22 protein-coding genes are annotated in these 20,552 nt (G+C 68.3%); 10 read left to right on the top strand and 12 right to left on the bottom strand.

Annotated features, from left to right (window positions below; translation table 11 throughout):
* Positions 1 to 93: 93 nt before the first annotated feature.
* The gene (locus tag WDJ58_RS11130) at positions 94 to 1,557 is read right to left on the bottom strand and encodes an ArnT family glycosyltransferase (protein ID WP_338917778.1); all 1,464 of its coding nucleotides are present in this window, start codon (positions 1,555 to 1,557) and stop codon (positions 94 to 96) included.
* A gap of 141 nt (positions 1,558 to 1,698) precedes the next feature.
* On the opposite strand from WDJ58_RS11130, the gene WDJ58_RS11125 reads away from it, so the two are divergent.
* Positions 1,699 to 3,102, top strand: a complete 1,404-nt coding sequence (locus tag WDJ58_RS11125) for an amidohydrolase (protein ID WP_338917777.1) — start codon at positions 1,699 to 1,701, stop codon at positions 3,100 to 3,102.
* Between the two features lie 446 nt (positions 3,103 to 3,548).
* Here WDJ58_RS11125 and WDJ58_RS11120 read toward each other — a convergent pair whose 3' ends face one another.
* The 3 genes from WDJ58_RS11120 to WDJ58_RS11110 all read right to left on the bottom strand — a co-directional run bounded on the left by WDJ58_RS11120 (position 3,549) and on the right by WDJ58_RS11110 (position 5,790).
* Positions 3,549 to 4,082 (bottom strand): DUF5815 family protein, encoded by a 534-nt coding sequence (locus WDJ58_RS11120; RefSeq protein ID WP_338917776.1) that lies wholly within the window; start codon positions 4,080 to 4,082, stop codon positions 3,549 to 3,551.
* A gap of 67 nt (positions 4,083 to 4,149) precedes the next feature.
* A complete protein-coding gene (locus WDJ58_RS11115; protein WP_338917775.1) occupies positions 4,150 to 4,989 on the bottom strand; it encodes a hypothetical protein in 840 nt (279 codons plus the stop codon).
* A 384-nt stretch (positions 4,990 to 5,373) separates the two neighbouring features.
* Positions 5,374 to 5,790 (bottom strand): DUF7124 domain-containing protein, encoded by a 417-nt coding sequence (locus WDJ58_RS11110; protein ID WP_338917774.1) that lies wholly within the window; start codon positions 5,788 to 5,790, stop codon positions 5,374 to 5,376.
* A gap of 200 nt (positions 5,791 to 5,990) precedes the next feature.
* On the opposite strand from WDJ58_RS11110, the gene WDJ58_RS11105 reads away from it, so the two are divergent.
* The gene (locus WDJ58_RS11105; protein WP_338917773.1) at positions 5,991 to 6,380 is read left to right on the top strand and encodes a hypothetical protein; all 390 of its coding nucleotides are present in this window, start codon (positions 5,991 to 5,993) and stop codon (positions 6,378 to 6,380) included.
* Between the two features lie 169 nt (positions 6,381 to 6,549).
* On the opposite strand, the gene carA is transcribed toward WDJ58_RS11105, so the two are convergent.
* Complete coding sequence (carA, locus tag WDJ58_RS11100) at positions 6,550 to 7,617, bottom strand: glutamine-hydrolyzing carbamoyl-phosphate synthase small subunit (RefSeq protein WP_338917772.1); 1,068 nt, start codon at positions 7,615 to 7,617, stop codon at positions 6,550 to 6,552.
* Positions 7,618 to 7,719: 102 nt separating this feature from the next.
* Here carA and WDJ58_RS11095 point away from each other — a divergent pair, with 102 nt between their 5' ends.
* Complete coding sequence (locus tag WDJ58_RS11095; protein ID WP_338917771.1) at positions 7,720 to 8,133, top strand: Lrp/AsnC family transcriptional regulator; 414 nt, start codon at positions 7,720 to 7,722, stop codon at positions 8,131 to 8,133.
* An 11-nt stretch (positions 8,134 to 8,144) separates the two neighbouring features.
* Here WDJ58_RS11095 and WDJ58_RS11090 read toward each other — a convergent pair whose 3' ends face one another.
* Positions 8,145 to 8,399 (bottom strand): hypothetical protein, encoded by a 255-nt coding sequence (locus WDJ58_RS11090; protein ID WP_338917770.1) that lies wholly within the window; start codon positions 8,397 to 8,399, stop codon positions 8,145 to 8,147.
* Between the two features lie 108 nt (positions 8,400 to 8,507).
* Here WDJ58_RS11090 and WDJ58_RS11085 point away from each other — a divergent pair, with 108 nt between their 5' ends.
* Positions 8,508 to 9,302, top strand: coding sequence for an N-acyl homoserine lactonase family protein (locus WDJ58_RS11085; RefSeq protein ID WP_338917769.1), 795 nt, complete (start codon positions 8,508 to 8,510; stop codon positions 9,300 to 9,302).
* Positions 9,303 to 9,353: 51 nt separating this feature from the next.
* Here the strand turns inward: WDJ58_RS11085 and WDJ58_RS11080 are convergent, their stop codons facing one another.
* Positions 9,354 to 9,749 carry a hypothetical protein gene (locus tag WDJ58_RS11080; RefSeq protein WP_338917768.1) on the bottom strand — a complete coding sequence of 132 codons (396 nt, stop codon included), beginning with the start codon at positions 9,747 to 9,749 and terminating at the stop codon, positions 9,354 to 9,356.
* A gap of 65 nt (positions 9,750 to 9,814) precedes the next feature.
* A complete protein-coding gene (locus WDJ58_RS11075) occupies positions 9,815 to 10,321 on the bottom strand; it encodes a redoxin domain-containing protein (RefSeq protein WP_338917767.1) in 507 nt (168 codons plus the stop codon).
* Between the two features lie 121 nt (positions 10,322 to 10,442).
* Between WDJ58_RS11075 and WDJ58_RS11070 the strand changes: the two genes are divergently transcribed.
* Together WDJ58_RS11070 and WDJ58_RS11065 are read left to right on the top strand one after the other, a co-directional pair.
* Positions 10,443 to 10,853, top strand: coding sequence for an EamA family transporter (locus WDJ58_RS11070; protein WP_338917766.1), 411 nt, complete (start codon positions 10,443 to 10,445; stop codon positions 10,851 to 10,853).
* A 577-nt stretch (positions 10,854 to 11,430) separates the two neighbouring features.
* A complete protein-coding gene (locus WDJ58_RS11065) occupies positions 11,431 to 11,691 on the top strand; it encodes a hypothetical protein (RefSeq protein ID WP_338917765.1) in 261 nt (86 codons plus the stop codon).
* Between the two features lie 23 nt (positions 11,692 to 11,714).
* Here WDJ58_RS11065 and WDJ58_RS11060 read toward each other — a convergent pair whose 3' ends face one another.
* Positions 11,715 to 11,864, bottom strand: coding sequence for a hypothetical protein (locus WDJ58_RS11060; protein ID WP_338917840.1), 150 nt, complete (start codon positions 11,862 to 11,864; stop codon positions 11,715 to 11,717).
* 339 nt (positions 11,865 to 12,203) lie between these two features.
* Between WDJ58_RS11060 and WDJ58_RS11055 the strand changes: the two genes are divergently transcribed.
* Positions 12,204 to 12,743, top strand: a complete 540-nt coding sequence (locus tag WDJ58_RS11055; RefSeq protein WP_338917764.1) for a carboxymuconolactone decarboxylase family protein — start codon at positions 12,204 to 12,206, stop codon at positions 12,741 to 12,743.
* A gap of 17 nt (positions 12,744 to 12,760) precedes the next feature.
* Here WDJ58_RS11055 and arcS read toward each other — a convergent pair whose 3' ends face one another.
* On the bottom strand, positions 12,761 to 14,536 hold the full coding sequence (arcS, locus tag WDJ58_RS11050; protein ID WP_338917763.1) for an archaeosine synthase subunit alpha: 1,776 nt from the start codon (positions 14,534 to 14,536) through the stop codon (positions 12,761 to 12,763).
* An 84-nt stretch (positions 14,537 to 14,620) separates the two neighbouring features.
* Positions 14,621 to 16,303 carry an aldehyde ferredoxin oxidoreductase family protein gene (locus tag WDJ58_RS11045; RefSeq protein WP_338917762.1) on the bottom strand — a complete coding sequence of 561 codons (1,683 nt, stop codon included), beginning with the start codon at positions 16,301 to 16,303 and terminating at the stop codon, positions 14,621 to 14,623.
* Between the two features lie 136 nt (positions 16,304 to 16,439).
* Here WDJ58_RS11045 and WDJ58_RS11040 point away from each other — a divergent pair, with 136 nt between their 5' ends.
* A complete protein-coding gene (locus tag WDJ58_RS11040; RefSeq protein ID WP_338917761.1) occupies positions 16,440 to 17,495 on the top strand; it encodes an FAD-binding oxidoreductase in 1,056 nt (351 codons plus the stop codon).
* Positions 17,496 to 17,510: 15 nt separating this feature from the next.
* Here WDJ58_RS11040 and tgtA read toward each other — a convergent pair whose 3' ends face one another.
* Positions 17,511 to 19,004 carry a tRNA guanosine(15) transglycosylase TgtA gene (tgtA, locus tag WDJ58_RS11035; RefSeq protein ID WP_338917760.1) on the bottom strand — a complete coding sequence of 498 codons (1,494 nt, stop codon included), beginning with the start codon at positions 19,002 to 19,004 and terminating at the stop codon, positions 17,511 to 17,513.
* Positions 19,005 to 19,106: 102 nt separating this feature from the next.
* On the opposite strand from tgtA, the gene deoC reads away from it, so the two are divergent.
* Positions 19,107 to 19,745, top strand: coding sequence for a deoxyribose-phosphate aldolase (gene deoC / locus WDJ58_RS11030; protein ID WP_338917759.1), 639 nt, complete (start codon positions 19,107 to 19,109; stop codon positions 19,743 to 19,745).
* A 278-nt stretch (positions 19,746 to 20,023) separates the two neighbouring features.
* A complete protein-coding gene (locus WDJ58_RS11025; RefSeq protein WP_338917758.1) occupies positions 20,024 to 20,491 on the top strand; it encodes a hypothetical protein in 468 nt (155 codons plus the stop codon).
* The last annotated feature ends 61 nt before the right edge of the window (positions 20,492 to 20,552 follow it).

Raw genomic sequence — 20,552 nt, 5'->3', positions numbered from 1 at the left:
TTCGGGCCACCGGAGGGCACGTCTCGGATACGCACCATCCCGTCCACCGGTCCGGGTGGGGCCAGGTGGCCTCGAAAGGAGGCGGGGAGACACTCATCCACCACCCGTGTCGCGTTCGTAGATGCGATAGGGACCGAGTCTCCGTGTCACGTCGTAGTTGGATCGGACGTAGGCACAGGCCGTCTCGACGTAGTCCCGGCACGGCGTCCGGATGATTACCAGGGGGGGTTCGACGACGTCTACCTTCTCGATGATAGTGCTGTTGTTGTAGTTTCCCCTGTTGGCGGGGAGGTAGTAGATGTTCTCGCCGATCGGTCTCCTGTCGGAGAGGTAGTAGACCTTCGGCTCCGCGGTCAGGGCGAGGAGCCGTTCCGACGGGTCCGTCTCCCCTCGAACGTACTCGCCCACGCGATAGTCGTCGCGTATGTCGTCCCCGGCCAGGATGTCGGCTCCCCCCTGCGCCACGATCGCCCCGGAGGGGATCAACAGCACGACGAGCACTAGCGCCAGCAGGGGGAGGACGACCCGCGCTCTTGCGCGGGGCCGGATCGCGTCGTGGTGATCTACGAGCGCTATCGAGCCGAAGAGGGAGGCGAACGGCAGTATCTGTATCCAGTAGTGGGGATAGCCGCGGACGACCAGGGGCAGGGCGGAGGCGATCCCCAGCAAAACCAGCGCGTAGTACCTCTCCCCGTAGGCCCGACTCGATCTCCCGTGGCCGAACACTCCCAGCGCCACGAGCGCCCACAGCATCGGGAACCGAAACACGTTCGACAGTATCCCCCGGAGGATGCCCCGCAACCCCGCCGCCCCGTACGAGCCACCCGGCAGGTGGATCAATACGACCCAGTGCAGGAGCTCCGGTAGCCCGCCGGCCAGGTAGTAGGCCCCCGCGACGGCACCGACGGTAACGGTCGCCCCGATCCCCATAGCGCCTACCTTCCGGAGGAAGCCACCGAGACTTTCGGTGAACGTGTACAGGGCCACTGCGCCGATGGCTAGCGCTCCCCCGGTCTGTTTGAACACGATACTTAGCCCCACACAGACGCCGATCCCGAGGTGGAGGAGAACGCGCTCACGCCCGGAGACGTCGGGAGAGCGGGCTTCGTACAGCAGGAACAGCACCGCCACCCCGAAGAGGGCGACGAACTGCTCGGTGAGGACGTAGAATCCCTGGTAGAGCAGGATCCCGGACAGGTAGATCAGGGCCGAGGCCGTTCCGACCCGTTCCCCGAACTGTTCGCGCCCGACGAGGAACAGGCCCGCAGCGGTGGCCGTATTTATCAGGAGGACACCCAGCCTCACCGAGATCGGACTGTCGTAGACGGACAACAGCGCGGCGGAGAAGTAGTAGATCCCCGGTGGCTTGTGGTCTACGTAGCCGAGGTACGGCGTCACCCCGTCGAGGATCCCCTGTCCCATCAGGAGGAACGCGCCCTCGTCCCGGCTGACCGTCTCGAAGAGGAACACCGCGTAGACGAGCAGAACACCCGCGAGGAGGAGATGGGCCGCGTAGTCGCCCGAATATCGATATATTTTGAGAGCAGTCTTCCGCATATAATTGACCGCGAACCCCGTCGCCGTATTAGTTCTTGCTTACGACGCGACGAGGGCGAGCGGTCGTCGGCACTGGGCGAGGACCCACTTTGGGGATCCACTTCCGAACACCTTTGATCGGTGGACGCGGCGTGTGACGCGATGGCAAAAGAGGAGGTCTTCGAGGCCGTCGAGCGGAACCGGGAGCAGTTCACCGAACTCGCCCGGGACATCTGGGAACACCCCGAACTCGCCTTCCGGGAGACGCGCTCGGCCGAGGCGCTCCAGCGCGTCCTGCGCGAGAACGGGTTCGAGATCGAGACGGGCATCGCCGACATCGAGACGGCGTTCGTCGCCCGCTACGGCGACGATGACCCCGTCGTCGGCACGCAGGGGGAGTTCGACGCCCTCCCCGGGCTCTCGCAGAAGGTGCAGGCCGAGCGCGAGCCGATCCAGGAGGGGGCCCCCGGCCACGGCTGTGGACACAACCTGTTCGGGACCGCGAGCCTCGCCGGGGCGGTCGCCACGAAGGAGGCCATCGAGCGCGGCGACGTCGAGGGGAGCGTCGTCTTCTTCGGGACGCCGGCCGAGGAGGCCGGCGGCGGGAAGGTGTACATGGTCCGGGCGGGCGCGTTCGAGGACGTGGACGCCGTGGTCTCGTGGCACCCCGGGTGGTACAACGCCGCGAACCGAGAGTCCTGCCTCGCGAACGACTCGTTCATCTTCGCGTTCGAGGGCGAGTCGAGCCACGCCGCCGCCTCGCCCGAGGCCGGGCGGTCCGCCCTCGACGCCGTCCAGCTGATGAACACCGGCGTCGAGTTCATGCGCGAGCACGTCGTCGACGAGGCCCGCATCCACTACGTCATCCAGAACGGCGGGGACGCACCCAACGTCGTCCCGCCCACCGCGAGCGTCGAGTACACCATCCGCGCCCCGAAGCGCGATCAGGTCGAGCGGATGACCGACCGGGTGCGCAACATCGCCGAGGGTGCCGCGCTCATGACCGACACCGAGGTCGAGGAGCGCCAGCTCGGGGCCATGTACGGCGTCCTCCCGAACGACACCCTCGCCGACGCCATCCACCGCAACATGACCGAGACGGACGGGATGCACTTCGACGAGGAACAGCTCGAACTCGCCCGGGACCTGCGAGAGTCGCTCGGCGACGTCTCGGCCGCCGTCGAGACGCTCCCCGAGGGCCACCGGACGGCGGCCGCCGACGCCGCCATGTACACCGAGCCGGTCGACGTCGAGGGTGGCGGGGTCGGGATGTACTCGACCGACTCCGGCGACGTCAGCTGGACCGTTCCCCTGGGTCGGTTCCGGGCCGCCACCTGGCCGCTCGGCACCCCGCCCCACTCCTGGCAGGCCGTCGCCGCCTCCGGCAGTATCGGTATCGAGGGCGGCCTCTTCGCCGCGAAGGTCATCGGGGGCACGCTCTACGACCTGCTCGACGACGAGGAACTGCTCGCGGCCGCACGCGACGAGTTCGAGACGAAGACCGACGGCTTCGAGTACGAGTCGCCGCTCCTGCCCGACACGACGCCCGCGAATCTGACGCGGTAAGGGGGCCGGGGGAGTCCCCACGGTCGATGGCGTCCCGGGTACGTGCTCGGCCGAAACCTCGGGGAAGGGGACCGACGACGAGGGACACCGGTGATGGGAACTCAGAGGTACCAGCAGCGGGGGACGTACCGACAGACCGGCGATACCGAGGACGCACCACTCTCCCCAACTGGCGTGTCCCGTCTCCCGTCGGGAACACCTCGGAGGCTGCCGGTACGCCACACGTGAACACAACGAACGTCGGTTTACCATTTCTGCCTGGTGAACGAGGCTCCGGATACGATCTGTACGATCGGTAATTCACGGTAGCTCCGGTTACGCTCGCCCGAGAGCAGGGTGAACTCCCTTCCAGCGATCGAACTTCGTGGGGACGGAGCTAGCATAAAACGAGCGTCTCGAATACGGGGATCTCGTCGGCCAAGGCGGCGACCCGTGTACGCCGAGGACTACACCGCCCGGTCGAACTCGTCCTCGAAGTCCCGCTGCTCCCGATACGTCTCCACGAACTCCTCGACGTCGAAGTCGAGCATCTGGGTCTCGAACTCCGAGGCGGCGTCCTCGTCGGTGGCGTGGCTGACAGCGTGTTCCATCAGTTCGACGATGAGTTCGACGACGACGGCGTGGAGGCGTCGGGCGTCGAAGTCGGTCATCCATACCATCGCGTACCCCACGGAGCCGTCCTCGCTGACGTCGAGCGAGGCGACCGACTCGGGGAACTCCTCGGAGACCATCCCGAGCATGTGTGTGGTGCCGAACTCGCCGAACTCGTCGGCGGTGTCGATCGCGGTCCGGAGGACCTCGACCGTCGACTCGGGGACCCACCGCGAGAGCGGGTGGACGTCCATCACGACGGCGTGCTCCTCGCCGCACGCACACCGGTAGTCGCGCATCCCCATGTGGAGTTCGTGGACGTCCACGGCCTGCCCGCACGGGAGGTCGAGCGCCGAGGCGTCCCCACCGGGCACTCGGGGTTCTGCCATCAGGGGGAGAAAGGCGGTCGAGCCGTTAAGAGGTGGCGATACGGCCCGGGCCGAGCGGATCGCGCCGTCAGGGCTCGGGGATGTCGTCCGGCCCGAGCGCGCCCACCTCGTCCGACTCCCCGGCGTCCTCCGTGGTGGTCGGCTCCGCCGCTTTCAGCTGTGCGTAGGCCCGCGTGGTCGCGGCGATGCCGAACACGGTCACGATCGGGGAGACGATCGCGCCGACCACGAGCGACGCGGTCGAGGAACCGGCCACGCTCGCGACGATCGTCGGGAGGAACGCGACGAACCCGATCGCGAGGAGGACGATCGCGAGGCCGAGGAGGTTCAGCCGCTCCCCCCGCGTGAGCGCCCAGGAGTCGGCCATGGCGTCGACGAAGTTACTGTCCTCGACGGCGATCTCCTGCTTGACGAAGAAGAACACGAGCGCGAGGAAGATCCCGGGGACGATCAGGAAGACGAGGCCGAGGACAACGAGCACGCCCACGACGATACCGCCCAGAAAGCCGTTGACCGTCGCGAACGCGAGACCGCTCGTGAGGTCGGCCGGGCGTTCGCCCGCCGGGGTGTAGAAGAGCCGTATCGAGACGATGCGGAGCGTCTCCGCGAGGATACCGATCAGGAACGCGAGGCCGAACGCGAGCCCGGCGGAGATGTCCAGGGCGAGCGGCGAGCCCGCGCGGGTCTGTTCTACCTGCTCGCGGAGGGTCTCGATGTCCGTCCCCGGGGGGGCGTCGGCCGACTGGGCGAACTCCAGTGCCGCCTCGGAGAGTCCGACGGTGAGCGACTGCGTGGCGACACTGCTCAGCACCCCCACGACCAGGAACGCCCCCACGAGGACGAGCCCGTCCCGGCTCCGGAGCCGGTCTACTCCCTCGGTGATCGCGGCACCGATGTCGAGCGACATGCTCCGAGGTGGCGCGTCGGGGGACAATCAAACCCGCGGGTCCGCGTCGACCGGGATCGGGACGATCCCATCACGGTCGGCGCCAGCGGTACGGTGTTCGACCGGAGATGCCGGGCGGGGCTTTCGAGGCGTTCGTTTCGTAGTGGACAGCTGAAACAGAACGTAACAGCTCGAAAGCCCCCGAACGCTGGACTCGCGCGGTACACTCTGCGCCCCTCGCTCCCTTCGGTCGCTCCGGTGCTTGAGGCACCGTGCGTCGTCCAGCGTTCGGCCCCTTTCAGTCCCACCCGATGGGTCGTACGGTCCATGCAACGGGATTCGGGTCCGGTGTCCGGCCGGATCCTCGCCCATCCCCCTCGACTCCGACCCGCGACGGAACCACTCTTACGGCCAGTCGTCGCGGGTCTCCTCGCGCTCGCGCTCGCGTTCGGCCTCGGCGTCGCCGAGCTCCCACCCGGCCGCCTCGGCGGCGTCCGAGAGCGGGAGGTACTCCCAGTCGACGTCCTCGGCCATCTCGCGGTCGTCCTCGTCGACCCCGACGAAGACGTGCCGGTCGGTATCGAACTGGCGACCCACGTTCTCCAGGGACTCACGCTTCCCGCGTGGTCCGGAGAAGAAGTCCTGTCGGATGCGGTTCTTCCGGGTGAAGTTCGTGACGACGTACGTGGGTTTGTCGCTGACGACGCCGACGTACTCCGACCACGAGCGTGCGTCCGCGAACACCTCGTCCGGCCGCTTCAGCCGCTTGAGCGCCTCCAGTTCGAAGGCGAGCGTCATGTCGGTCGACCCGGCCCCTTGCATGGTGTGCGTGCAGGTCCGCCCGGGCAAAACGCTTCGGATACGGCCGACCGGCCAGTCTCGATCGGGGCGACGGCGAGACCGCCACACCGACTCCCGAGGCCGTGGCTCCGAGCGTCGGTCGGGAGACCGTCCGGGTGCGGGACACCTGCCCGGACGGGGCCATCCGCAAGGCTCAGGCCCGCCGGGCGCTATCCGTCGGTATGTCGGACGAAGCGGAGGTCGAAGCGGCGGATCCACGGCAGCGGAAACTACGTCTGATGGGCATCACGACGGTCCTGAGCGGGCTGTACACCATCGGTGCTGCCCGCGTCTTCGCCGACCCGTACGACCCCGTCGTGTTCGGCGTCGGGTTCCTCGCCGTGGCGACTCTGGTGTTCGAGTACACCGAGGGTCGAGGGGGTGGTCTCTCGCTGGGCTTTCTCACCGGCGGCGTCATCCTCTGGCTCCTCCCGGTCCTGAGCCCGGAAGCGTCCTACACGTTCGCCGGCGTCGTCCTCGTGGTGTTCGGACTGGTGAACGTGGCCTTCCCGCCGTTCGCGCTGTTCTTCTCGGATCTCGGCCGGCGGCTCGCTCGCAGGGGGAGCGACTGATAGGGATCATCGTAGCCAGCCGGAGGATTCGACCGTTCGACGTGGGTCGCGGGGCGTGATTCCCGGCGGGAGATGCATGAACGACTACGATGATCCCTATGAGCGGCCCGGGACGGTCGCCGGCGAACGGGTCAACGGGCCACCGAGCCGAGCCTCGCCTCCGATCGGCCTACGGCGACGGGCTGGTGCGTTCCCCCGCCTCGCTCATCGCCAGCACGTCGTCGAAGAACGAGAGCGAGTCGTGGGGGCCGGGGTTCGCCTCCGGGTGGTACTGCCGCGTGATGACCCCCAGGTCGTCGCTCTCGAGACCCTCGGGGGTGTCGTCGTTGACGTTGATCTGGGTCACTTCGAGGGGGCCCGGATCCGAGACGGTGTAGCCGTGGTTCTGCGTGGTCATCACCACCTGCCCGGAGCGGAGGTCGCGGACGGGCTGGTTCACCCCGCGGTGGCCGAACTCCATCTTCTCGGTCCCGCCGCCGAGTGCCGACGCGACGACCTGCTGGCCGAGGCAGATGCCCGCCAGCGGGAGATCCCCCGAGAACTCCTCGACGAGCTCCTTCGCGGCCACGAAGTTCTCGGGGTCGCCCGGACCGTTCGAAACGAACAGGACGTCGGGGTCGATCTCACGGACCTCCGCGGGGGTGGCGTCGTAGGGGAGAATCTCGACGACGGCGTGGCGCTCGACGAGCGACGACACGATAGAACCCTTCGCCCCGCAGTCGATCAGTGCGACGTGAGGACCGTCCCCCTCGGGATTGTGCGTCTCGCGTTCGGCGATGGAGACCCGCGCGCCGATGTCGGTGTGCTCGCTCATCCCCTTGCACAGCCCGAGTTCCTCCTTCGCGGCCTCGGGGGTCGCGTCGGGACCGGCCGCGATGCCGCACTTCATCGCACCCTCGTCGCGGATGCCGGTCACGAGGTCGCGGGTGTCGAGGTGGTCGACGGCCGGGACCCCCTCGCTCTCGAGCCACTCGGCGACATCGTCGGTGAACTCGCGGGCGACGGCGGCGCGGGGGTGGACGCGGTCGGACTCGAAGCGCTCCTCTCGGACGCCGTAGTTCCCGATCAGCGGGTACGAGAACGTGAGCACCTGCTCCTCGTAGGAGGGGTCGGTCAGCGACTCCTCGTAGCCGGTGTAGGCGGTCGTGAACACCAGTTCGCCGCGTGTGCGCCCGGGAGCGCGACAGCGCGCCTCGACGACGCTGCCGTCCTCCAGGGCCAGGTAGGCGTCCGACATTACGAGACTCGTATGGAAGTCCCCGCAATAACCGTTGTGTTCGAAGCCGAGTTACGAAATTCGTAATCGTCAAGTGCACCCCCCGAGAACCCCCGGGCCTCGATGGACAGCCTCGACCGCGAGATCCTCGCCATCCTCCGCCGGGACTCGCGGACGCCGTACACCGAGATCGCCGACCACGTCGGCACGAGCGAGGGGACGGTCCGCAATCGCGTGGAACGGCTCGTCGAGGAGGGGGTGATCGAACGGTTCACCGTCGCCACGCGTACGGGGAACGTCAAGGCGATGATCGAGGTCGGGGTCGCGGTCGACGTCGACACTACCGAGGTGTCCGAACGGATGGCCGAGTGGTCCGAGGTCGACTTCGTCTGGCAGGTCTCGGGCGAGGAGGACATCGTCGTCGTCGCCGACACGACCGACACGGGCGCACTGAACGACCTCATCACGAAGGCCCGCGAGATGAACGAGGTCGTCTCGACGAAGACGCGGCTCATCCTCGCGGAGAAGCTCGGCTGACTCGCGGCGAACTATCGAGCGTCGGGGGGTTCGAAGTGTCCCTCCGCGTAGAGCCACACCGCCAGCCCGAAGCCGAGCACCACGGCGACGACGCCGAGCCCGAGGAGCATCGGCCACCGGGAGGGCGAGAGGAGTGGAGTCGACCCGGCCATCCCGAGGGACGAGAACAGCACTACCGGGAGGAGCGCGAACGCGACGAGACCCGCGAGCACTCCCGCTACTGTGAGGGGTCGCACGGCGAGTCTGGCGAGCCACCGGAGGGCCACGTCCCGACGCCACGGCGCGGTCGGCAAGTGTCTGTCGGCACGCGGTCCCGGTGGCGGAGGCGAGGCCGCGACCCACACGTCCAAGCCCCTCCCCGTACACCTCCGGCCATGGTCGACTGTCCCATCACGGTCGTCGACAGGGGAACGATCACGGCCGACACGAACGCCATCCTCGACGGGTTCGTCACCGCCACCGCGAGCGACCCGAACCCCGACCTCCACAGGGGGGAGGGCGTCGTCTACAACCTCGTCCTCGACCACCCCGAGGCGACCGTCCTCTGGGACTCGGGGTCGCACCCCGACGCGGCCGACGGGCACTGGCCCGACGGACTGTACGAGGCGTTCACCCACGAGGACCCCCGGCCCATCGAGGAGGACCTCGACTCCGTCGGGTACTCGGTCGAGGATATCGACGTCGTGATCCAGAGCCACCTCCACCTCGACCACGCCGGCGGGCTCTACGCCTTCGACGGCACCGACGTACCGGTCGTCGTCCACGAGGCCGAACTCAAGCACGCCTACTATTCCGCGAAGACCGACGAACCGGACGCCGACGAGGCCTACATCGGTGGGGACTTCGACCACGACCTGAACTGGCGGGTCGTCCACGGCCACCGGCACACCCTCCTCGACGGCCTCGAACTCTACCACCTCCCCGGCCACACCGCGGGCCTGCTGGGGGTGTTCGTCGACCGCGACGACCCGGTGCTGATCGCCGGCGACCAGGCGTACGTCGGCGCGAACTACGAGTCCGGATGGTCGATGGGCGCGAGCCTGCTGCACTCGACCCGGGACTGGTACGACAGCATGGAGCGTTGCGAGGAGATCGAACGACGACACGGTGCCCGCGTGCTCTACGGCCACGACGCCGAACAGATCGACGGGCTCGGGGAGACGTTCTGAACTCGGTATCGGTAGCGCTCCCGACGGGGCCGACGATCCGGACCGGCCGGCTCAGTCCTCCTTCAGGTCCTTCAGTCGAATACCGTCGTCGACGAGGCGGTAGTTCCGCTCGCGGTCGAGGCGGTCGGTGAGGTCCTCGTGTTCGTGGAGCTGTTCGACCAGGCTCGCGTGGAGGTCGCGCCACGAGACGGCGTAGGCCGGCGACTGCCCCCAGGCGCGCAGTTCGGGGACGAACTCGTCGTAGGTCTTCATCCGCGTCTCCATGTGCTCGATGACGTCGAGGAGCTCCCCCGCGTCGACCTCGCCCTCGCCGCCGGCGTCGATGGCGCGGTTCACCGCGCGCTCGTACCCCTCGACGGCCCGTTCCATGTCCCGTGCGGCGTTCGCGCCGTCCTCGGGGAGCAGTTCGAGGAGCCGTTCGGGGATCGTCAGGTGGACGTGTTCCATGGTCGGGATACCGGTGGGACGAACGTGAATCCCCCCGTTCCGGAACGCGCCGGTCGACCCGCTCGCTACGCGGACTCCATCGCCGCCGCCATCGCGTCGAGATCCGGGAAGGTGAGCGACTCCTCGGTCGCCCAGGCGTACTCGACCGTCCGGTCGGGCGCGAGGACGAACACGCTCCGGCGGGCGATACCCCGGAGGATTCCCTCCTCGACGCGGACGCCGAAATCGGCGAGAACCGAGCTGTTGAACGTCGAGAGCAGCGGGAAGGAGAGATCGTACGCGTCGACGAACGCCAGTTGCGGGAACGGGGGGTCGGCGCTCACGCCGTAGACGGAGCCGGGGAGGTCGGCGAGGTCACCCCACCAGTCGCGCATCTGGCACATCTCGCGGGTGCAGGTCCGCGAGAACACGCCGGGGAAAAAGGCGAGGGCGACCGGCCCGTCCGCGAGCGCGTCGTCGAGCGCGAACGGTTCGACCTCCGCCGAGGTGAACTCCCCGGACTTCCCGGCGGCGTTCTCGGGGGTGGCCATCGGTGCCTCGAACGTCGGGGCGGTGTCGCCTGCGTCTAGCATGCACGAACGCTCCGCCGGCGAGGACATGAAGGGATGGGTCGAGGGCGACTCGCCCGGTTCCCGCGGCGTCCGTTCGTGGCCGTTCCGGGGCCGTTATGCCGTCCCGTCCGAACCCCGGGACATGAACTCCGCTGTCCTCTTCGCGCTGGGGACGACGTTCACCTGGGGGCTGTGGCTGGTGCTCGCCGACCTCGCGAGCGACGCCGTCGGGCCCGTGACGGCCGCCGCGACAACGTACGCCGTCGCGGCCGTCGTCGTCGGGCTGTACGCACTCCTCTCCGGTGCGCCGCTGAACGTGGGCGTCGAGGGTAGGCTTCTCTCGGTCGCGGCCGGGCTGTTCGCCGCGATCGGGCTCGTCTCGCTCTACGTCGGCCTCTCGCTCGGCTCGACGGCCGTCGTCTCGACCGTCGGCGCACTCTACTTCGTCGTCGCGGCCTTCATCGGCGTCCTCGTCCTCGGCGATCCGCTCTCGCCCACCCGTGCCGTGGGGATCGGCCTCGCCGTCGTCTCCATCGTGCTCATCTCCTGGTGACCGACGCCACATACCGATCGAAGGGCGCTGTGAGGTCCCTGCGTTGTGATGATCTCGGGGGGTCGTGCTGGATACAGGGCGCGTAACGCCCCCAGAACGGACGGGTGCTATAGTAGCGTGTGGAAGCGTTTACTCACGGACGGAGAGACTCTCCCTCCGGAGTGTGTTATCGGTCCCAAACGCTACGATGACACCACGTTCCCCCGGCGGTCCGTGCCGGGGTCGCCACCCGGAGAGCCAGCCCCTCGCCGCTCCGTGTGACGTCGATCGGCATCCCTGTAGTGATCGATGCTAACCCACGAGCACCCTATCGAACAGAAGCCCGTTAGAGAGGCCATCCTCTCCCCTGCTGGTCCATCGGAAGATGATCGACGAGGTCTACGAGCACGACCGTGACGAGGGCCAGGATCTCGACCGGCACAGGCACGTGGAGACGATACGCGAAACGGACTCGTAGTCCGACGCGCGCGCATTCCCAGTCGTCCCGGGTGATGCAGTAGGCCCGGGGAACTGATCCTCCAGCGTCACAATATCAAAAACCGATCAGGTTATCCGCCCCCATCCCTCATAATAGACAATGGTAAAAGTAGCAGAGGGTGACCGAGGCATCATCGAGTCGAGACAGACCAGGCGGGCAGCCACCACCGAGAGGTGGTATCTCTGGACCATCGCGATCGTGGGAACCGTTCTCGCTGCGTACTTCTACACGAACCCCGATATCTGGACCATGCAGGCAGAGTGGTTCTACGTCCTGATATTCGGAGGCGCGGCCTTCCTCTCGGTCGTCGCCGGCGCGTACAGGATATACAGCCGCCCCACCTACTCGAGGCCACGTTGAGAACACGTAGAGATCGCTAGCTATTAGGGGCGTGAAACCAGGCCCGTACCCGGGCAAAAGTGGACGGGACTGCGGTAGTAGCGGATCGGGACAAAGACGCTGGCAAACGCGACGTTCGAACGGACCTCTTCGATCCCGACGATCGGTTCGTCACCCGGGTTGGCATTCGCCACGATCACCGCGAAGCCCCGACCTCCACACTGCCATCACCCTGGTCGCCGGGCGTCTCGACAGTCACCTCACGCCGCTCCCTTTCTCGGCGTGGAGTGGGCTGCTGACGCTGTTCGTCGCGTCCCTGAGCGGCAGACATCCCGGGTCGCCCCGCAGACTCACCGCGACCGATTGTTTGATCGAGGAACTGCTCGCGTTCGTCCACGCATCGAACTAGCGGATACACCAGGGTGCCGTGCTGACTACGCCTTCGGTATGCAGCACGCTATTCCCGTCAGATCCTGGGGTTTCAGTCCGTCCGGTCGAAGGCGTTTACCCGTCGGCCGCCGACCATCACGTCGATGCCCGCCGTCCCCTACGTGGACCGCTCCGACCTCCCCGCGGACTACCGCTACCTCTACGACGACAACGAGAACGGCGAACTGAACGTCTACCGGGCGCTCGGGAACAACCCCGAGGTGCTCCAGTCGCTCATGCGCTGGGGGACGACCGTCGTCGCCGCCTCCGGGCTCCCCCGCCCCGACGCGGAGGTCGTCCTCCTCGCGACCTCTCGGGCGCTTTCGTCCACCTACCTCTGGGACCTGCACGTCCCGCTCGCCGTGAAGTCCGGCCTCGATCGGTCGGCGATACGTGCCATCGGCGAACGCCGGTTCGACGACCTCTCGGCTCGACACGAGGCGCTCGCGACGTACGCGACGGCGTTCGTCGACCGCTCGGTCGACGACGGTCACCACGAGACGCTCGGGGAATACCTCGACCCCGAAGAGGTAGTCGGCGCGACGATGATGGCCAGCCACTTCCTCGCCGTCGCTCACGCCATCGACGCGCTCGACGTGGACCCCGAGGGCCCGTTCGTCGGCTGGTCGCTGGAGAACGAGTAGGGCGGAGGTGATCCGGGCTACCGCTCCTCGGAGTGGCGCACCTCGACGGCGACCCCCCGGGTCGCCGAACGCATCTCCGGCCCGGGCATCTCGGCCCGGCCGACGGCGAACGCCCTCGGCCCCTCGATCACAACCTCGTCGCCAACCCTGATGTCATCGTCGGCGTCGACGATACCCGGCGCGAGCACCGATCCCCGCGGGACGAACGCGTCGATCTCGACGCGCTTCGCGGGTGCGTCGCTCTCGGCCCACCGCTTCGCGCCGGCGAGCGTGAACGACAGCGTGCCGTACTGCGGGACGAGCGTGGCGAGATGCGTCCCCTCCTCGCTGTTCGGGTCGGGGTCGCCCGCGTGCGCCCTGAGCTTCGGGTAGTGGCCGTCCGTCCGGAGGTCGGTGAAGAGGTCCTCGCCGGCCCGGTCGCCGAACAGGTAGTCCGCGACGGCCCGGACGGTGTTGTGCTCGCGCTCGCGCTTGCGGTACTGATCCTCGCCCTCCAGGGCCGCGGCGAGGTTCGCGAGCGACTCCTCGGTAGTGGGGTGGTCCGCGACGGTGAACTCCACCTCGACGTCGAGGCTGTCGATAGCTCGCTCGACGACCTCGCGGTAGCCGTCCTCGGGAACGTGCGCGACGACGCGGGGGTAGTCCGCCCGCGAGAGGTAGCGTTCGAGGACGCGCCCGACGAACTCGACCTCGGTGGGGGACCACCGCCCCGTGACGACCGAGTCGTAGTGCTGTGCGGGGTAGGTGAGTTCGAGTTCCTGGGGGACGACGCCGATGGGCGAGGTCATCGAGACGATGTGCGCCCGCCACTGGATCGCGTCGTGGAACTGCCGGTGGCTCTGTGACTCGCTGTAGGGTTTCGTCGCCGAGCACGGGACGAGCACCAGCGGCCGGTCGTCGAACCGGGGGACGTACCGCGAGGTGACCCGATCCGCGAACCGCTGGATCTCGACCCGTCGGAGGGTGTCCTCGCTCGACGCGAGCAGTTCGGCGCGGCGGAGGATCGGCGTCCGCGCCTCGACGTAACCGTACTGCTGGTCGAGGAGACGGAAGACCGACGTGGACCAGGCCTCGTGGCGGGCCTGCCCTTCGACGTAGTCGCGGAGCCGACCCGCACGGATCCGCTCTCGGACCGTCGCGAATTCGGCACGGAGGGCGTTGACGTTGTGCTCGGCGCAGTCCTCCCGGGTGAACTCGTCGCGGGGACCTCGGCAGGCTTCACACGCACACGGGAGTTCGCGGAGGTCCTCCAGGAACGCCTCGCCCGAACTGGTGAGGTAGAACCCCTCGGTCCCACGAACGTACGCCCGATCCGTATCGAGGAGGTCGACGCCGGCGTAGGCGAGCACCGGGGCGTTCGCGGGCGTCGCCGCCCCGGCGAGGTAGAGCGCCGTGTCGCCCGGGATCGTCTCTCGCGTCCGGACGAGCGCATCGACGAACCGTTCGGCGTGGCCCACGAGCCCCGGACCGCCGGAGAGGACGTACGCGTCGGTGCCGAGATCGTTCGCGGTCTCGGGTGAGACGACCGCGGCGCTCGGGTACTCCACGTCGGGAACGTCGGGTGCGAACGCCTCGGCGACCCTCGCGTCGGTTCCCGTGGGCATCGCCCGGTGGGGGAGGACGGTCAGCGACTCGGGATCGCCGTCGGGCACCTCGCGCTCCCGCGTCCACCGGCTCCCCGCGTCCCGGAGCACGTCGTCGACGAGCGCCGGCGTGGTGAGTGGGTCGGCGAGTCGGAGTTCGCCGAGACGGGCCGCGCCGTCCCGCTCGTGGACCTCGAAGTGGTCGGTCATGGCCGGACTGGGTAACCGAGGGCCTACTGTCTTGCCTTCCGCGCCGCGGGCCATCCCCCGAACGCTGCGAGACGGAGCGGCCCGTCAGTCGTCCGCGGGGGCCGCAGTCCCCGAGTCGGGCGAGGCGACGGTTCCGTCCGGCTGCCAGCCCCGCTTCTCGTAGTACTGGTCGAGCGCCTCGTCGAGGCCCTCCAGTTCGTAGGGTAGCTGATCGTCCCCGCGGTCGAACCCGCGCTGGTTGTTGAAGTGGCGTTCGAGTTCGACCACCCGCGAGCCCACCTCGAGGAGGTCCTCGAAGTCGGCGTCGAGCAGCGCCTCGAAGCGCTCCTCGTTCATCTCCCCTCTGGAGAAGCGACAGAAGATCCCGCAGTCCTCGATCGCGCGCTTGTTCTCCGCCCAGACGAGCCGCTCGACCTTCTCCTCGCTCAGGCCCTCGGGCGGGAACGCCATGTCCTTCGAGACGAGCGGGTACTCGTAGGCGTAGAAGGTGGCGTACATGTGATCGCCGCCGCGGTTCGCGGTGGCGAACCCGAGCCCCTGGCCGTGGAGCGCCCGGCCGTCGTGGGCGGAGAAGTCCATACCCTTCACCGACCAGTTCTCGACGCCGAGCTCCTCGTGGGCGCGGGCGACGCCCTCGGCGAGCAGGTCGCCGACGCCCTCGCGGTGGGCGATCTTCTCGACGGTCTCGTGGATCAGGTCGGCGTTGCCGAACTCGTCCTCGCTGGCGAGGTAGGCGGCGACGGTGTTCCCACAGGAGATGGTGTCCATCCCGAACTCGTCACAGAGCTCGTTGGACTGCATCACGTCGACGATGTCGTCGACGCCGCAGTTCGACCCGAACCCCATCACGGTCTCGTACTCGGGGCCCTCGGTCTCGATGCCGCGCTCCTCGTCGCGGGTGGGGAGCTTGCACGCGAACGCGCACTGCGAGCAGGTCCCCTTCTTGTACTTCTTCTCCTCGACGCGGTCGCCGTTGATCCCCTCCGCGCCCTCGAAGGACCGCTCGGAGAAGTACCGGGTGGGGAGGGCGTTCATCTCGTTACCGAGGTCGGTGACGCTCGTGGTCCCCTGGCGCTTCATGATGCTGTCGCTCGTCGCCGCGTCGCGGTGGAGGTCCATCGCGGCCTGCGGGAACTCCATCTCGGGTGCCGAATCGCCGTCGAACGTGATCGCCTTGACGTTCTTCGCGCCCATCACCGCCCCGAGCCCGCCGCGGCCGAACGCGCGTGACTCTGTCGTCATGATCGACGCGAACCGGACCCGGTTCTCCCCCGCCGGGCCGATACAGCAGATGTGCTCCTCGGAGAGGTCGTGCTCGTCCTCGGCCCACGCGGTCACCTCCGAGGAGGTCGCTCCCGCGAGATCCGGCACCTCCTCGAAGGTGACGCCGTCGTCGCGGACGTGGACGGCGAGCAGTTCGTCGCTCGCGCCCGCGAGTTCGACCACCGAGTAGCCCGTCCCGGCGAGGTTCCGCGAGACGAACCCGCCGGCGTTCGAGGAGAGCAATCCATCGGTAAGGGGCGAGACGCCCGTGCAGTTCGTCCGACCGGTGAAGCTCGCTCTCGATAGCTGCAGCGGCCCCGTGCTGAAGAGGAGGCGGTTCTCCGGGCCGAACGGGTCGGCGTCGAACGGGATCCGCTCGTGTGCGAGCCTCGTCCCGACGCCGCGACCCCCGATGAACGATCCGAGGACATCGTCGACGTCCTCCTCTCTCGTCTCTCGGCTGCCGACGTCGACCTGCAGGAGCGGCCCCTGGGCGTGGAACATGCGAACCCCTTCCCGTCCGCGGGATAAATACTGTGGGGGCGGGCACGCCCGGTGGCCTCGTCACGGGGGGCGGTGGGCTCCGAACGACGTAAGCACGTGGCGGCCCCAGCGCCCGACAAGGGATCGTGACGATCGAATGAGTGTCCGTAACCACCTCACGGGACTCGATGCCCCGTCGCTCCGGGGCCTCAAGACCGTGGACGCGACCGTATCGGCGGTCGAGCCGCTCGATCACAACCGAACCGACGAGGTCCAGCGCGCCGCCGCGAGGGCGCTCGACGCCTGCGACCGCGACGACTGGGTCGAGCGCCCCGAGGACGAGCCGCCCGAGGTCGACTGGGACCGGGTGGGCGAGCTCCTCGACCGCGACCCGGAGGCGGTCGACGCCGGGATACCGCTCGACGTGCTCGGGACGCTCCGCGAGCGGTACGTCCGCCCGTACCCCTCGCTGCTGCGTATCTCGCTCGACACCGAGGAGTCAATCACCTTCGCCGCCGGACAGTACGTCTCGATCCGTTTCCACGACATCCCCCGCGTCTACTCGGTGGCGAGTTCGCCCAACGCGGACGAGATCGAACTCTGCGTCCGTCTGGTTCCGGGGGGACGGCTCACCCCCGAGTTCTTCCAGTATCTCGAACCGGGCGACGAGGTGACCGTCCGCGGCCCGTTCGGGGAGTTCACGCTGGAGGAACCCTCCGGGCGCGACGTGGCGATGCTCGCCACCGGGACGGGCGTCGCGCCGCTGCGGAGCATGATCGACTACTGCTTCGAGACGGGTATGGACGAGGTCGACGGCGAGCAGCGGGACGTGTGGCTGTTCCTCGGGGCAGGCTGGGAGGACGACCTCGCGTACCGCGATCACTTCCGGACGCTCGACGACGAGCACGGGAACTTCCACTTCGTCCCGACGCTGAGCCGCGAGCAGTACCTGACCGACTGGACGGGCGAGACCGCCTACGTCCAGCAGACGTTCGCGAAGTACCTCGACGACTCGCTGGTGGCGGTCGACGAGGACGACGCCATCGTGCCGTACCTCGACTCGGAGGTCGAACACGACGTCGACGCCCGGATCGACCCCGGGAACGTCGAGGTGTACGCCTGCGGGGTCAACGCGATGGTCTACAGCCTGACAGACGTCCTGGAGCGGGTCGGCGTCCCCGACGACTTGGTCGACGCCGAGGGGTACGGGTAGCCCGCCGACCGCGGATCACTCTTCCTCCGACTCGCCGCGACCGAGGACCCGGACCCCGTCGGGGAGCGCGTCGAGCGCCGCCTCGGGCCAGCCCGTCGCGGCGAGCGCGAACGAGGTGTCCGGGTTGTCCTCGGCGAGCCGCGCGATACCCTCGGCGGCCCGAACGTACGCCCGGTCGTCGAGTCTTTCGGGGACTTCGGCGGTCAGCGGGTAGGACTCCGAGAGCGCCCGCGGGAGCGGTCCGAACGGGGGGACGACCCGCCAGGTCGACTCGAAGTCGTCGGCGTTGCCCTTCCCCGTCGTCAGCAGTACCGAGTCGCCCTCGACGCGGAGCCGCGAGAGCCGCTCGTGGTGGCGGCGCACCTCGGGTCGGTCGGCGCTGTCGGCCGAGAGGTAGAAGAACGCGTCCTTCGAGACGGGGTCGGTCCGTTCGAGCGTCTCGCCGTACCCCAGCAGCGTCCGGTAGCCGTCGAGCAGGTCCGGGTGGGCCCGCGCCCGCTCCTCGACGAGTTCGAGCAGGTTCCCCCGCCGGAGCGCCTGCTTCACCGTCCGGAGCTCCGCGTAGGTGACGTGGAGGTTGTGCTCGGCGAGCAGTCGCTCGCGCTCGTCGTCCTCGTGCCCCCGGACCTCCTCGGGGGTGTGGTCGGAGCAGATCGGGCAGGCACAGGGGAAGTAGTCCAGGTCCGCGAGCTGTTCGGTCCCCCGTTCGGTGAGGTAGCGGTCGTCGCGGGCGTAGAGCGCGTACGCGGCGGAGTCGAACAGGTCACAGCCACAGGCGACGGCGAGCGCGAACATCATGGGGTGGCCCGCGCCGAACAGGTGGACCGCGGCGTCCGCGCCGAGCCCGCGTTTCGCGGCCATCGTCACGTCGACCATCTCGGCGTAGCGGTAGGAGTTCATCAGCGGTACGACGGCCCCTATCGGAAAGACGTCGAGACCGGTGCCGTAAGCGTCACCCGCCGCGTGCTCGCGGAGGTCCGCGTAGGTCGATCCCTGGACGGGCGCGTTGACGAGCATCTCGCCGAGGTCGAGGTCGGCGGCGCGTTCGAGCCGCTCCTGGGTCGTTTCGAGTTCGGCTTCCGCTCGCTCGCGGGAGGCGTCCGGCGGCGTCGGGATGTCGATCGGCGTCCCGATGTCCGAGCCGATATCGTGCTGGAAGCGCAGGATCTCCTCGTTCGTGACGTCGATCTCGCCGTATTCGGATAGCTGGAACGAGCCCGAGTCGGTCATGATGGCCCCGGAGAAGTCATAGAGGTCGTGGAGGCCCTCGGCGAGCGCGCGATCGCGGAACTCCTCGCTCCCGTAGAGGATGTACCCGTTGGTGATGAGCACCTCCGCGCCGAACTCGGATTCGAGTCGGGCGGGCGAGACCGTCCGCTTGTGGGGGTTCACCACGGGTAGCAGGGCCGGCGTCTCGACGGTCACGCCCGCCCGCGGGACCTCGAGCTCGCCGAGCCGACCCGCGCCGTCCCACGCGCGGACCTCGAAGTGTCGGTGCGCTCCCGTCATTCGGCCGAACCTCGGCATCGCCGTGCAAGTCGGTTGCGTTCTCGGTGCGGGCCGGAAGCGAGTGTGGATGGTTTTTTCACGGCCTCGGACCACGCCGGGGCCATGGACAGGGAGACGCTGGCGGCCCGGATCGACCACACCGTCCTCGGCCCGGAGACGACGGCCGCGGACGTCGAACGGGTCTGTGAGGAGGCCGCCGAGTTCGGGATGAACGTCTGCGTGCCGCCCTGCTACGTCCCGGAGGCCCGCGAGGCCGCACCCGAGACGACCATCGCGACGGTGATCGGATTCCCCCACGGGCAGAACAGCACGGCGGCCAAGCACGCGGAGGCCGAGGCGGCCTGGAAGGACGACGCGGACGAACTCGACGTCGTGCTGAACGTCGGCCGCCTGAGAGCCGGCGAGGACGAGGCGGTGGCCGCCGAACTCGCCGAGGTGATCGCGGCCGTCCCACTCCCGGTGAAGGTGATCATCGAGACGGCGCTGCTCGACCACGAGGAGAAACACCGCGCCTGTGAGGCCGCCCGCGAGGCCGGCGCCGACATGGTCAAGACCTCGACCGGTTTCGCCGACGGCGGGGCGACCATCCGCGACGTCGAACTCATGAGCGAGTACCTCCCGGTGAAGGCCTCGGGGGGGATCGGCACCTACGACGAGGCCATCGGGATGCTCGAGGCCGGTGCCGAGCGGATCGGGGCGTCCTCCGGCGTGGCGATCCTCACGGGCGCGCCGACCGAGTGAGCGGCCGGGGACAGGTCGGGACGTATCGCCCGGTGTGGGGCCGCCCCGGTATCCGGTGCTCTCCCGACTGCGGACTGGTGCGTTCCTCGCTCCACGCCCGGGTGTTCGATTCGCGGATCGGTCCCTCGATGCGTGCTGAACGGAGCGCGTATCGGGCGATAGAGTCGATGCAGTATCCGATATCGATACGATACGGACTGCGCGTGTTCCGGGAGGGAGCGCACGTCGAGATCCGAGAGGGGCACGGATTTATTACATAAAATACGTTTGAGATGTACGTGGAGAACGATCGGCTCCTTCCGGTGATGATAGCGGTCACTGGCTTTGTGGCCATCGTATTCGGAACACATCAGGGGTTGGTACACGTCGCACCCGGGTACGAGGGGACCATCACGAGCGGCTGGGACGGCGACCTCAATCACGAGGAACTCCTGCTCGTACTGGTCGGGGGTGTCGGTATCGGCGGGGCCGTCGCCGCACGTCGGTGGAAGCACCTGGCGAGTATCCCGGTCCTGATGGGCGGTGTCGTTCTGTTCTACGTGTTCCGGGCGGTGCTCGGACAGTTCCGGTCACCACACTCCCTCTATCGGGAATATACGCTTCACCCACCCGGTTCCGAGGAATACACGGTCATGATCGTCCTCGGTGCCGAGCCGTTCCTTCTCGCCGTCGGCGCGCTCCTGCTCGTGGGTGCCGGCATCGCGGGGTCGACACTGGAACTCATACCAGGGAAGACAACGAGATGACGGGGACCATCGACGCTCGATGCACCCTCGCAGTTCGGCACGCCGTCCCTCTCGGATACCG

The sequence above is a fragment of the Salinirubellus litoreus genome (assembly GCF_037335815.1).
GTDB classification, from domain to species: Archaea; Halobacteriota; Halobacteria; order Halobacteriales; family Haloarculaceae; genus Salinirubellus; species Salinirubellus litoreus.
Note: the sequence above shows the minus strand (reverse complement) of the source record. Positions and strands in the feature narration are given on the sequence as shown.